The organism is uncultured Fibrobacter sp. (assembly GCF_946062555.1).
Lineage (GTDB): Bacteria > Fibrobacterota > Fibrobacteria > Fibrobacterales > Fibrobacteraceae > Fibrobacter.
In genome coordinates this window covers 1-13,027 of sequence record NZ_CAMGVQ010000017.1, presented here as the reverse complement: position 1 = coordinate 13,027, position 13,027 = coordinate 1, and the positions used below count along the sequence as shown (strand labels likewise).

General features: G+C 51.9%; 12 protein-coding genes. 6 read left to right on the top strand and 6 right to left on the bottom strand.

The genetic code is table 11. From position 1 onward, the window contains the following. Positions 1-11 precede the first annotated feature (11 nt). Together Q0P86_RS06830 and Q0P86_RS06825 are read left to right on the top strand one after the other, a co-directional pair. A complete protein-coding gene (locus Q0P86_RS06830) occupies positions 12-575 on the top strand; it encodes a hypothetical protein (RefSeq protein ID WP_072979672.1) in 564 nt (187 codons plus the stop codon). Continuing rightward, a complete protein-coding gene (locus Q0P86_RS06825; protein WP_295038319.1) occupies positions 568-2,754 on the top strand; it encodes a PorV/PorQ family protein in 2,187 nt (728 codons plus the stop codon). Before Q0P86_RS06830 ends, Q0P86_RS06825 begins: the two co-directional genes overlap by 8 nt. Before the next feature lie 88 nt (positions 2,755-2,842). Here Q0P86_RS06825 and rsmG read toward each other — a convergent pair whose 3' ends face one another. Further along, positions 2,843-3,676, bottom strand: coding sequence for a 16S rRNA (guanine(527)-N(7))-methyltransferase RsmG (gene rsmG, locus Q0P86_RS06820; RefSeq protein WP_294112344.1), 834 nt, complete (start codon positions 3,674-3,676; stop codon positions 2,843-2,845). 82 nt (positions 3,677-3,758) lie between these two features. Between rsmG and Q0P86_RS06815 the strand changes: the two genes are divergently transcribed. Continuing rightward, positions 3,759-5,312: a hypothetical protein gene (locus tag Q0P86_RS06815; RefSeq protein WP_295038316.1), complete on the top strand. Its 1,554-nt coding sequence runs from the start codon at positions 3,759-3,761 to the stop codon at positions 5,310-5,312. Here the strand turns inward: Q0P86_RS06815 and Q0P86_RS06810 are convergent. Continuing rightward, positions 5,309-5,869, bottom strand: a complete 561-nt coding sequence (locus Q0P86_RS06810) for an NUDIX hydrolase (RefSeq protein WP_290994066.1) — start codon at positions 5,867-5,869, stop codon at positions 5,309-5,311. The genes Q0P86_RS06815 and Q0P86_RS06810 overlap by 4 nt on opposite strands. After that, positions 5,850-6,764 carry a hypothetical protein gene (locus tag Q0P86_RS06805; protein ID WP_295038314.1) on the bottom strand — a complete coding sequence of 305 codons (915 nt, stop codon included), beginning with the start codon at positions 6,762-6,764 and terminating at the stop codon, positions 5,850-5,852. The genes Q0P86_RS06810 and Q0P86_RS06805 overlap by 20 nt, the downstream gene beginning before the upstream one ends. Before the next feature lie 294 nt (positions 6,765-7,058). Between Q0P86_RS06805 and Q0P86_RS06800 the strand changes: the two genes are divergently transcribed. The 3 genes from Q0P86_RS06800 (at position 7,059) to Q0P86_RS06790 (ending at position 9,497) form a co-directional block, all read left to right on the top strand. Further along, entirely contained in the window at positions 7,059-7,451 is a 393-nt protein-coding gene (locus Q0P86_RS06800) for a hypothetical protein (protein WP_291023485.1), read from the top strand. A 3-nt stretch (positions 7,452-7,454) separates the two neighbouring features. After that, positions 7,455-8,144: an epoxyqueuosine reductase QueH gene (locus tag Q0P86_RS06795; protein ID WP_294112340.1), complete on the top strand. Its 690-nt coding sequence runs from the start codon at positions 7,455-7,457 to the stop codon at positions 8,142-8,144. A 534-nt stretch (positions 8,145-8,678) separates the two neighbouring features. Beyond that, positions 8,679-9,497 (top strand): hypothetical protein, encoded by an 819-nt coding sequence (locus tag Q0P86_RS06790; RefSeq protein ID WP_294112339.1) that lies wholly within the window; start codon positions 8,679-8,681, stop codon positions 9,495-9,497. A 7-nt stretch (positions 9,498-9,504) separates the two neighbouring features. Here Q0P86_RS06790 and Q0P86_RS06785 read toward each other — a convergent pair whose 3' ends face one another. The 3 genes from Q0P86_RS06785 to Q0P86_RS06775 form a co-directional block, all read right to left on the bottom strand. Then, complete coding sequence (locus Q0P86_RS06785; protein WP_295038310.1) at positions 9,505-10,470, bottom strand: hypothetical protein; 966 nt, start codon at positions 10,468-10,470, stop codon at positions 9,505-9,507. Continuing rightward, positions 10,457-11,293, bottom strand: coding sequence for a TIGR02147 family protein (locus Q0P86_RS06780; protein WP_295038308.1), 837 nt, complete (start codon positions 11,291-11,293; stop codon positions 10,457-10,459). The genes Q0P86_RS06785 and Q0P86_RS06780 overlap by 14 nt, the downstream gene beginning before the upstream one ends. A 500-nt stretch (positions 11,294-11,793) precedes the next feature. Further along, positions 11,794-12,960 carry an aminotransferase class I/II-fold pyridoxal phosphate-dependent enzyme gene (locus Q0P86_RS06775; protein WP_295038306.1) on the bottom strand — a complete coding sequence of 389 codons (1,167 nt, stop codon included), beginning with the start codon at positions 12,958-12,960 and terminating at the stop codon, positions 11,794-11,796. Positions 12,961-13,027: the final 67 nt, after the last annotated feature.

The window sequence follows — 13,027 nt, the reverse complement described above, 5'->3', positions numbered from 1 at the left end:
TGGAATAAAATATGCTATCAGTCATTATCGTCATCGTGATTATTGTATTATCCGTAATACTCGCCGCTATCGGCGCGTATGTGGTTATCCATAGCTCCGACGAAAAGGACGAACCAAAGCGAGTTATCGATGTTTCGGGCCAGTACGCCGTCGTGGTACGCCCCGCCCGCGAATCCCTTTCCGCCGTAAAGCCCTCCGAAGCTTCGCTCAGGTCCTGGCTCGACACGCAGAACCTGCCTCCCGAAAAGAAAGAGGAACTCATCGCCCAATGGAACGCCTCGATGGAAGCCACCATCCGCACCATCGACGAAGGCGACAAGAACGGCACCGCCACCTACCGCATCGAACTCGGCCCCAAGGGCAAGGAATACGTGAAGTTCGTGAGCGACGAAAACTTTATTACCCGCGAGCAGATTCGCAACCATGCGGAAATCCTGCCGCCCTATGTACTCGGCTGCGACTGCAGACTTCTCCCCAAGCAACCCTGGGAAAACCCGAGCAAGTCCGGCTGGAAAGCAGTCGTCCCTTCGCACGGAAACCACTACGACGTCCCCGACTGGAGGCACCTTGCGTAAATCGTTACTTACTGCACTCGTTTTAGCGCCCGCGCTGTCCTTTGCGGCAGGCTCTGCCATTATCACGCTCGAAATGCCCGTCGGCGCACGCCAGCTGGGCATGGGCGAAGCAGGTGCCGCACTCGCCGACGACCCGACTGCCATGTACTACAACCCTGCCGGTCTCGCCTTCGGCCCCCTGGCCGACGAATGGCGCATGAGCTACCCTGTCGAATCCAAGAACGCCCCCTTCTTCACGAGCATGGCGGCACGTTCCAAGGACGGTTTCTTCAGCAAGAGCGAACTCTGGGCAGGTACCGCCAACGGTATCCAGAAGTTTGACGGCGAACAGTGGGTAGACTACCACTCCATTACGCTGCAGGGCAACGCCAAGGTCCGCGACGCAGTCAAGGTCTACGTAGGCACTGAACACGGACTCGACGAATATGTTCGCCAAGTTAAGAAATTCAATGAAATCAAGACGGCTGACGACGAAAAGCACGTGGTCGAAGTCAAGATGCCCTGGAACCTGATCGTGAAGGATACCATCACGGCGGTTCTTTACGAAAGCCGTACCGAGAAACTCTGGGTTGGTACTCCCAAGTCGCTGTACCGCTTTGACGGCAAGGCCTGGAAAAACTACGACAGCGAACTCGGCAAGCACCGCATTACCGCACTCGAAAGCCAGGGAGCCTCGATCTGGATCGGTACCGAAGACGGCCTGTTCGTCTACCGTAACGGTCAATTCGAACAGAAAGGCAAAGTGCTCCCCAGCCAAAAGATCCGCGCACTGGTCTGGTCCGAAAACCGCAAGGAACTTTACGTGGCAGTCGAAGGCGCGGGCATCGCAAGGCTCATTCCCAAGAAGAGCGTAAACGACAAGGACCGCTGGAGCCTGTTCAACCAGGAAGACGGCATCATGGACCTCTCCGCGACCGCACTCGCCGTCGACAGCTCGGGACATGTATGGGCGGCCCACAACGGAGGCCTCTCGCACTTTACACTGCGCAAATGGGAACAGGTGCAGTTCGCCGACAACAGGGTGAACGACATTTCCGTAGACCAGCGCGGCGGTATCTGGATTGCAACCGACAAGGGTGTCTGGCGCCACCTGCCCGACTACGCCACCGCAAGCGGCCGCAAGGCGGAACTTGAGCGCGGCGCCGCCGAAGAAGAAGGCTCCACCAAGAGCGAAGACGAATGGGTTCATTACCACAGCGGCAACGGCCTTTCGACCAACAAAGTCTGGGCAGTACTCCCGCAGGGTAACGACGTGTGGTTCAGCACCGCGAACGGCATGGAACAGTTCAAGGACGCCGACTACCAGATTACGGCCTTCTACGAAAAGCTCCTCCCGATCCTGAACATTCCCGACCTGTACCACCTTTACGCAGGCATGACCATTCCGCTGAACGACTGGGGGACGCTCGGTTTCTTCGTGAACTTCGTGAGCTTCGGTTCTACGGTCGCCTCGGGTGACGTGGACGCCGACGACCTCGTGGCCTACAACAGCTCCGAAATCGTGGGCGGCTTCAGCTACGGTACGCGCTTCCCGAACGACTGGGGCCTCGGTCTTTCTATCAAGTTCTTCTACTCCGACCTGAGCTCCGGCGCCGCCGCCGGGCAAGAGGAAGCAACCACCTTCGGTTACGCCTTCGACATCGGTATTTTGAAGAAGAACCTTCTTATAGACAAATTAAACTTTGCCCTCGTCCTCGCGAACATCGGTCCGAGCGTCTACTACGTGGACAAGACCATCGAAGACCCGATTCCCTTGACATGGCGTCTAGGCCTCTCTTACGAGCTGCTGAGCCTCGCCGACTACAAGTGGACTATCGTCGCCGATTACAACCGCGAAGTCGTGTACGATGACGACAAGGGCAACCCCGAGCCGTTCTACATTTCTTGCTGGAAATCCATCGCCAACCCGGAACGCGGCGGCGACGGATTAGAGGCCGCCAAGAATTCCCTGATGCAGGGTGTTTTCAACGTGGGTACAGAATTCGTATACGCGAACACGATTGCCCTCCGCGCCGGCTACCTGTACGACCAGACCGGAAAGCGCAACGAAGTGGACCTCGGTTTCGGCTTTATGCTTTCCGACGTATTGCAGTTCGACTTCGCCACCATCAAGGATGTCGGCGACAACGACGGCGTTCGCGACGGTCAGATGCGCTTTGGCATGCTATTCAAGTTCTAGCAGCTTAGCGGCTACGCCGCAATGTGAAATGTGTAGTGTGGAATGTGGAATGACTAATTAATTACACATCTCACATTACACAATAATTTTATTCTATGCGTTCAAGAATTATGAGGGCGCGTTCCTGCGTGCTGTTCGGAATCGTGTAGAAATGCTTCCCTACGAACTTGTAGCCGAAATCTTCCGGATGGAAGGTCTTGAGTTCGTCGGCCACGGCGGGGCCCTTCATAAAGAACACGCGACCGCCCACCTTAAGTGAATTGGCAATTCGCGGGAGAGTCTTTTCCATGAGTTCGAAGGCGCGGCTGATGACCCCGTCTACGGGGATGGTCATGCTGCGGCTCGTCACCTTGTGACCGAACACGTCGATTCCCTTGAGGCCCATCTTCTCGATGACCATGTTGAGGAAGTTGATGCGGTTCGGACGCGGTTCGCAGAGTGTCAAGCGGATGGAGGGATTCACGATCTTGAGAGGAATCCCCGGGAAACCGGCACCACTGCCGACGTCGATCATGCGGGCAGGCCACTTGGGCACGTATGCATTAATCAGCGTGCAGTCGGCGTAATGGCGCTCCACCATCGTCTCAAAAGCATTCAGGCGCGTCAAGTCCTGGTCGTCGTTATTGGCGCGCAGCAACTGATGAAATTCCCAAATCTGCTGGAGCGTTTCGGGCTGCAGTTCCACACCGTAGTAATGCAGCAACTTGTCGAGGCCCGCAAGCGAGGGCGTAACGCGCTTACCGTTAAACAGCGGGAAGTCGGTACGGGGCGCCTTGAGGTGCGGCACGAAGTCGCGACCTGCTGCGGACGCATTGCGGGAAGGTTGCCGGGAACCAGCGTTTCGAGAAGATTGCCGCTGAGACCCGTCACGAGACAGCGCGGATTCCCTTGAAAACGGTTTCTTGGACCAGTTACTTGCCATAACCGCAAAGGTAGAAATAAAAAGGAGCATAAAGGGATAATTTTCAGGAATCGTGCGTGTATAGTATAGAGGAACTCCTGAAATGAGAAATCTATACTGCGCTAAAATTTTATTTATCGCGCTTGTCTGGGCAAAAATCGCTGCGGCCATCAACGACAACGTGCCTGTCGGAGAACACCCTGTCGAAGCCCCCGTTACGGCAAACGCTACCGACTTGTCACTTGACGAAGCCCAGGTTTTCGAATGGTGGGACAGCGGAATTATCGATGGCGACGAGGCCCGCGAAATGCTCGACCTCCTTGAAGAGGGCAATACGCCAGAAGCGTGCATGCTCGCCGAAGTGTACGCCCTGGAAAGTTGCGCAACCGAAAAACAGCTTGAGAAACAACACCGCAAGGCTTCGGCCAAAAAAAATTTAGGGAAGGAAACCGCTCGCACCGAGGACACGCACACCTCAAAAGAGAAAGTCACTCGCGCTCAAAATAAGGATGCCCGGCCGAGCATGATTCCACACGGATATATCGAATGGCGAGGCCGGACAGATTCACTTGGGCACCTGGAGAGCGAGCGCACGGAACTACGGCTCCATTTTTACCGTTATTCGTTGCGGCTCGGCACACAGTCGCTTCTGACTTATAAAAATGCAGGTAGCGAGGCACACTTGGGGCAGATTTCGACCAAGGAACTTCACAGCAACATTCCGCTCGACACCTTATGGGGCACGGCAGCATTTTATCCTATCTGGAAATTCAGGCTAGGGGCATTCCTAGACACCGCCAAGACAACGCGAGCAAGCCTCGGGTTCGTTCACGGCAGCGGAACGGAATTGGAACTTGCGTACTGGCGGCATCAGCACACGGGCACAATCGACACCTCGGAAACACTCCGTACCGAAAGGCATTCCGTCTCGGCGATGGCCAAGGGAAACTGGGGAAACTTTGCCGCCTGGTGGATTCCTGAGCGGGACATTCCCCTGTTCAAGATTCAGCTACACTACCGGAAAAAAACGGATGTCGCAACCGTCGCTTGGAAAGCGGACGCCTATCTGCATGGAAATTCGTTACCGAAGGAGGCGCATCTGAGTTCAACGATTGCAGATAGCCGCTTCTGGGGAAGCCAGACATTTGCAGTGACCGCAGCGGATTCGTGGAAAAGCAAGTTCGGTGTAAACGCCCGCACGATCATTCCACTCGAGGGCGATTCCAGCAGGACGCGCTTGAAGGCATCGGCAGAAACGGGGCCTGGCGCTTTGAGGGGAACGGCAAGCGCAACTTGTCTTTCGGCAGAAGAGCGTTGCCGGCAAAATGACTTTGATTTAAGGATTAAGTCTTCATGGAATGTCAACCGCGAACAGCTGGCCTTTTCAGGAAAAATTCGTACAAGGCACACGCGAGATGAAGGCTTTGGTACGCCTCTTTACGAAGCCGGAGTCGCTTACGCGCAAGACGCATTCAACAACGCAAGCGTCACCTTCACAATCCCGAAGGGGACTCCTTCGCGAGAAATCCGGCTACGCAGTAGCACTGACATCGGGAATGATTTTTTGCAGCTGTCGCTCGCAGTCACGTTCCGGCGTACCGCCGAAACCCCGCTCCACCCGCTACATGCGGCATTCTTCGCCAGATTTATTTTTTAAGTGCGGCTCCACAAGGCGCAATAAGTCTGCGTTCTCGCCGAAAGGCGTTCGTCCTTGAGAATTTCGCGAATCTGTTTCTTGTCGAACCACTCCGCCTGAATTTCCTCGAGTTCCGAATCACTCGGACGGATATCGCCACCGGCTACGCCTACGACAACCACATTTCTCTCGTTAGAAAATCCGACCGCCGAATAGCTGGGTTTCCACACTTCGTCAATACGCATCAACGAAAGCCCCGTCTCTTCGCGGAGTTCGCGGGCGGCCGCCTCTTCGTAACTTTCGCCGGGATCAATCAATCCTGCCGGGAAATTGTAGATGCTTTCGCCCACGGCCATGCGGTATTCCTTGCAAAGCAAAAGCTTTTGGCCGGTACAGTCATGCATGATCATCACGACGGCGTGCGGCTTTTTTTCGAGCATATCCTTGAGGCCCGTAATATCCGGGTTGCGGCTGATCATCTCGTAAGTCTTGGGCTTGCCGCTGACCGTCTTGTAATGGATATCGTAACGGGTAATGAACTTTCCCTGATGAATCTTTTCAATCGATTCGAATTCCATGATCACACCCCTTGAATGGTCTCGTAATATATGCAGTCATGCGCGCATTCTCCCTTGAACGCTCCCTCGCAAATGGCCATCTTGTAGAGCATCTGCGCTTCGTCCTCGTTGCGCGAAATGCGCTTGCGCACATAGTCGATATCCTGGAAATTAGCCTCTTTCCCCTTGATAAGCGCCGCGCAGGTATTAATCCACACCACGTTGCAGTCTTCATGGGCGCAAAGGTCAAACGAACGGCGAAAATCGTATTGACCTTGAAATTCCGCTCACGCCTTAAAGGAGTCGCCGCGATTTTCAGGCCATTGCGCTCCCTGAAGCGCGGGAACAAATCCTTCTTCAAAAAATAATGTTCGTCAATCAGCTCTCCCAGCACCGAATTCTCGATGAGCAGGATATTGTACAGGAAACTTTCAAGATTGTTGTAACGGTGCACCAGGCGATGCTTGCGTTCCCAAATACACGAGCAGCGCGGCAAAATTCCAACGCCCACCGATTCGCGGTTCGTATTCAGGACTATCGAAAAACTTTCCTGTTCGAATTCGCCGATAGCCTCGTTCAATAACAGAGCCATGGACTGATCCAAAATTTGTAAAAGTCCAAGCATCGCATAGTAGTCCCCATTTTCCGTAAAACGTCCAATGAGCGCCTGCAAATTTGCATAAAAAGAATCGGTCAAATCAGCTGGAACAAGTTCACGGATTGACTCATCATCAGGAGTCTCAAGATTCCCCTCCGGCTTCGCCAGGAACAAGGTGCCGACACTCGCCTGCACTTCCTTGTAGATACGCCTCTTTTCTGCAGGAGAAACACAACTGTACCTCACAAAAAATTCTTCGGAGCAAGAATTCACGATAGACGCACATAACTCCGCAACAATGTTATAAAGGTTCTGCATAAGTAGTAACTAAAAATTAAAAAAAGAAAAAGGGAAAATAGTGGTGCACTCGACACAAAATTTGCGGGGCCCACGTGTGAGCAAAATCACACAGACATTCGCCGACGAATAAGGCCCTAGCCGATGTATACAAACCTGTTTACTTCGGTAAACACGATTTTCTCCATGGACATAGTTTTTCCAGACCTGAAAATCTATTTTATAGGCACCCAAACACTCCCTGACGGCCCTAGGTTACCTCCTTTACCCGGGGCCGTCCTTTTTTTCGGCGGACTAAATTCTATTTTTTCGCTAATGATTTTCGCAACTATCATCGGGGCTATCGCCTTTTTGCCTTCCATCGCGCTGAATATCGCGCTCGCTCTGGGAGTTCCTCTTGGTGCCTACGCCATGAATGCGCGCTACAAGGTGATTCCGCCCGAGGTCCGCAAGGCTTTCATCGTACCGACCACGATGCAGTTCGTGGCGCTATTCGTACTACTTTCGGCAGGGCTCGTTTTGCCCGAAATTATCCCGTTTATGGTGACGCGCATTCTCGCATTCTTCTTTGCGCTGTACTTGACGTTCTATACGGCGACGGTCCTCTTTAGCACCGCCCACAAGGAACGCTCGGTCATGGGGACCTTCGCCGTGATCACGACGATTTGCTACTGGATTACCGCCTTCGGGACACTCAACTGGGAGTAGGCCATGGAACCGCAGCAATCCAATACCCCCAAGCATAATTACCAGCGCGACTTGGATTACATTATCCGCAGACTGGAACGCACCGGCGAAGTGCCGGCGCTTTTGTTGCACGCCTGTTGCGCACCCTGCAGCAGCTACACCATCGAATACCTGTCGCAATACTTCAAGATTACGCTCTTCTACTACAATCCAAACATCGCCCCCGACGAGGAATACCGCCACCGCGTCGAAGAAATCAAGCGGTTCGTCGCCGAATTCAAGACGAAGCATCCGGTCACGCTGATCGAGGGTGAATACGACCCGAAAAAATTCTACGATGTCGCGCGCGGGCTTGAAAACGAACCCGAAGGAGGCGCACGCTGCCGCAAGTGTTTTGAGTTGCGCCTCGCCGAATCGGCCAGGCTCGCGAAGGAACTGAACTGCGACTACTTCACCACCACGCTTACCATCAGCCCCATGAAAAATGCACAGGTGCTGAACGAGGTGGTGCAGGAACAGTGCGATATTTACGGAATCAAGCGCCTGCCAAGCGACTTCAAGAAGAAGGGCGGCTATAAGCGTTCTATCCAACTTTCGGCGGAATACAATCTATACCGGCAGAATTACTGCGGCTGCGTGTATTCCAAGCGGGACGCGGAGAAGCGTGATGTCGAAGCGCATGATGCAGCTAAAGGCAACGCTGCGGCGCAATGAAATGTTCGGCGAAGGACGCCGATGCCGCCGATTAACAACCAAAGATGACTATAGGGTGCCTCAATACCGCATGATAAGCCCCGCCATTTACTGGTTTGCATATATTTTTCATTTAAATGATTATTTATATGCCTCCTACGCGGAATTCAGAACAAAATAATCGGATTTTGGTAAAAAAACAGCATAGGCGGCATATAATTTCGGCAAAACGAAACTTTTATATGCCTTTTCCCTGTCATTTTCTCCCATAACAACAGCGAGGCGCTCTATCAAGGCATATAAAAAGTCGCTGTATAGCATTTTTATATGCATCACCCCCGTTTTTCAGTCTCAAAAAAGCCCGCGATAATGATGAGTTTTTCAGCAGAGGCATATAATTAACAAAAAAAATCAAAATCATATGCCGACATCATAAAACAACCCTACTTAAAGAGCAGTTCGGCATGCCGTAACCGTGATCGGCATTTTTTTGCAAACAGTTGATTGCAAAATGATCCATTTTTGTTTGTATTTTTCCCTACCAAGGAGAATCATATGGACACCGTAAAAAATTACAGCACAAAAAAAAATGACATGGCAGATATTGCAGCGGAGCGAGACTATCTAAAATCACTTCTCGGGACAATAAAGTATACAGCGAAACACCCGAAGGAAAGCCTCCGAGTCCTTACCAGAAAAAGCAGCTTTCAATATTACATCATAAATGAAAAGGGGGACCATAACGGGACATTTATTCCACGTAAAGATATCCGCAAAGCGCGAACAATCGCCCAGCGCGACTACAATAAGGCGGCATCGAAAACTATCAAGAAGCAACTAGCTATCATCGATGCATTTCTCGCAGCATACCGCCCGAATGTAGTCGACGAATTATTCGCAAAGTTGCATCCCGGACGCCGCGCCTTGGTGACGCCCGTGCGCGAAACCGACGACGATTTCGTTGCAAGTTGGTTGCATTTCCCCTATACAGGTAAGCCTTTCGAAATCAATGCCCCCGAGTTCTACACAAGCACGGGCGTGCGCGTCCGCTCAAAATCCGAAGTCATCATCGCGGACGCGCTCAACCGCGCTGGCATTCCCTTCCGCTATGAATTCCCCACAAGCATCGGGGGATGGGGAACACTTTACCCTGACTTCACCTGCCTCGACAAGCGTTCCCACAAAGAAGTCATCTGGGAACATTTCGGCATGATGAGCAATCACGATTACGCAGATGTTGCCATTCAGAAAATTTTACGGTACAACGAAAATGGCTATGTTCTGGGCAGAAATTTCATCGCGACTTTTGAGACCGCCGAAACGCCACTTAACCTCAAGCAAGTACAAGGGTACATCGAAGGTTGCCTTATTTAGCATAATGTTAGCGTCCAAGAATTCCGTCAATGCAGGCTTCGAATTCAGAATCATTCTTCTTTTCATATTTCAGCAATCCCGTATCTTCGATCTCATAGAAATTATCTACATAATCAGCGTTGCACATTTCAGGCGGGACATTCACGATTTCCCGATGTTTTCCGACACAGGTCACATCTCCCGATTTGAGTGTTACAGATAGGCTATCCTTATAATAGGCGTAATCTAGGCTCAAGTCAAATGTCAAGTCGCCATAGGTAAATTTCATCGCGGTATTCGTCTTTTCTAGAATACCAATCCCATATTCTTCCTGTTCGTATTTCGTATCCGAATAATAATAGGGCGTTTCTAGCTGAATAGAGCCTCCGCTCCCGAGGAAATCGAACAACTGATCTACAAAGACCGTCTGCATGTAGTCATAATTTTCACGGTCCGCTACACGGATTTCCACCTTGCCACCATCAAACTTGAAATACTGATCGTAACCGTCATTCATACAGTATATTTTTTCTTCTCGGTAACGGCACTGCGTATTTTTCCAGATTCCATCGAGTACACCCGGCGTACCGCCCACGAAGATAAACGATTCCTCGTATCTCTCTTGGTTTACTTCATACGGGCCCGGTTCATAGATTGTTGAGAGCAACAGCGTATCACCACGGAAACTATAGGCGAACGTCTGCGAATCCGCAAAGAAGAAGTTCGGGTCGTAAGCAAGCGATTCGCCATCCTTGACGCACCCGCCATTTATTTCAAGCACAATCGTTATCGAGTCTCCGGCGGAACTGCGTTCCACTTTTCCCGACTGAGCGACACGGGCCAGCGCATACACCGACTCCATCTGGTTCACGTCGACGGGAGTGCCTTCAACAATATTCCCGTTCACGTCTTCGGTAAAGCCACCGCAGCCTGCAAGCAGGGCGAGGCTTCCAAGACAAAAGGCAAAAACATTTCTCATCTCACTTATCTTCATTTTCATTCCTCAATTTTTCACTTAGGGGAAACAGTTGCAGGTTTAATCGGTACACTCGGCTGCACCCTTCGTCTTCGGAAACGATTTCCTTGACTCGTTTGCGGAATGCGGCGATTTCTTCCACTAGGCGGCGATAGGCATTTTCGCTGATGCCCAAGGTAAAGCCCGAAATATCTCGTTCATCGGCGGGAACATGATCCAGCGCATCGGCTGCCAGCTGCATCACCTGCTTTTGCATCGCCTTCATGGATGCCGACAACAAGGCGGGATCCCCCGTGAGCCCCTTGTTCATTTGCACGTAAGAACCATCGGCACACCGTTCCAGCAAATTCGCACGCACCATCAGTTCCAGCGAGTTGCGGACCTCACCCGCCGTCACCTCGGGAACGCACATCTTCGCAATATCCGAGGGTTTTGCCCCAGGCATCATCGGAGCAAGTTCACGCACGACAGGATTCACCCAGGAGCGGTAATAGTCGAACGCCTCGGCTCCCAGGACACGCACCCCATTCTCTTCCATCAGAGCACGCATCCGGGAGAAAGCCTGTATACGGGAGCGTTCGTCCGGCGCATCGCAGAATGCCACCAACAGGCAAAAATATTCCTGACGGTATCCGGAAAGTTCCATGGCACGTGCCACCTTAAGAGCGCCATCTTGACGGAGACGCGTCTTGCCGTCGCAAACCAGTTTCAAGTAACCCGACGAAGAAAAGCCCGCCCGTTTCGCGAACTCCCGCCACGAGAAATACGAGGAACGCTTGCGTTCCTCGTAGTAATCGCGCATATAGCGGCGGTAATCGTTATACTCTGCAATCGGGTTCATATTCTCGCAATTCGTCATGCCCCGTGGTCCAGCCCTTCGGCATGGTTCGGCAGGCTCACCAACCGAGCTCAGGGACCTTATCACCAACCTTAGCGGGCATCTCCCGCCATTCCAAGGCCATGGTTTCCTTGTTTCAAACAAAAGATAGAAAATTCCATGAAACAAAATAAGTAATTTTTTAGTAAAAATCGCTACTTTTCATAAAATTAAACAGAACAACAAGCGTTCTATGAAACAGCCTGTTTCATAAAGGCAAATATGACCTGGATCCCGTCGGTCTCTACGAGCCCTCCAGGATGACATTTAAGTAGAGATCATTCGATTCCGAGCCTTGCGGCTCTTCTCCACATAGAGGATAACTCAACTAAGGCAACAAGTTACCAAGTTTCGTATAGCTCAGGACGACACAGGCACAATGTGGAATGTGAAATGACTAATGAAAAATGAACAATTCCACATCACACATTTTACATTACACATCCTTAACCACTGTCTACTTCCTACAATTTCAGTTTCTTTCTCAGACTTTCCAGACGGTTAAGCGCGTCGTAGAGGGTTTCGTCTTTCTTGGCGAAGTGGAAGCGGATCAGGTGATTCACCGGTGCGCGGAAGAAGCTGGAGCCGGGTACCGCAGCAACGCCCACTTTTTGCGCGAGGTCGATACAGAACTGGTCATCGGACTTGTAGCCGAATTCGCTGATATCCATCATCACGAAGTACGTACCCTGCGGTTCAGTGAACTTGAAACCCAGATTGCGCAGGCCGCCGGTAAAGATTTCCTTCATGTGCGTGTAATGCGCCTGCAATTCCTGGTAGTAATCGTCGCCAAAGTTGAGAGCGGTAAGCGCGGTTTCTTGCAGCGGCGAGGCGGCGCCCACCACCGTGAAGTCGTGGATTTTCTTGATGCAGTTCATGATGGGCTCAGCAGCGAGCACGTAGCCCAGGCGCCAGCCCGTAATGGAATAGCTCTTGGAAAGGCTGGAACATTCAATGGAGCGTTCGCGCATGCCCGGGAGCGTCGCAATATAAGTATGACGGTGCGGTGCAAACACGATGTGTTCGTAGACTTCGTCGGTGATTACATACAAATCATATTTAATGGCGAGGTCCGCGATAATTTGCAACTCTTCGCGGGTAAAGACTTTTCCGCTCGGGTTCGACGGATTGCAAAGTACGAGTGCCTTCACGCCCGGCTGCTTCATGGCTTCTTCAAGGACATTTGCATCGAAGGTGAAATCGTGCGGGTTGAGCGGCACGTAAATCGGAGTCGCCCCACTCAGAATCGTATCGGCAGTATAGTTCTCGTAGAACGGCGAAAAGATGACCACCTTGTCGCCCGGATTGCAGACCGACATCATCGTAATCATCATGGCTTCGGTACTGCCGCAAGTGATGACCATTTCGGTTTGCGGGTCGTAACGGAGTCCGCTGAAATGTTCCTGCTTTTTGGAAAGCGCTTCGCGGAAATTCTGGGCGCCAATCGTAAGCGCGTACTGGTGCGGGCCCGTATGGGCGACTTCGGCCAAGCGGTCTTGCAAGGCCTTGGGCGGGTCAAAATCCGGGAAACCCTGCGACAAGTTGATTGCACCGCAAGCGTTCGCGATGCGCGTCATGTGACGAATGACCGATTCCGTGAAATGTTCCGTACGATTGCTTAAAGGCTTCATGGGAGGAAAGATAGAAATAAACTACCCTGCACTGAAAGTGCAGGGTTTTGTATGTCGTATGCGGATG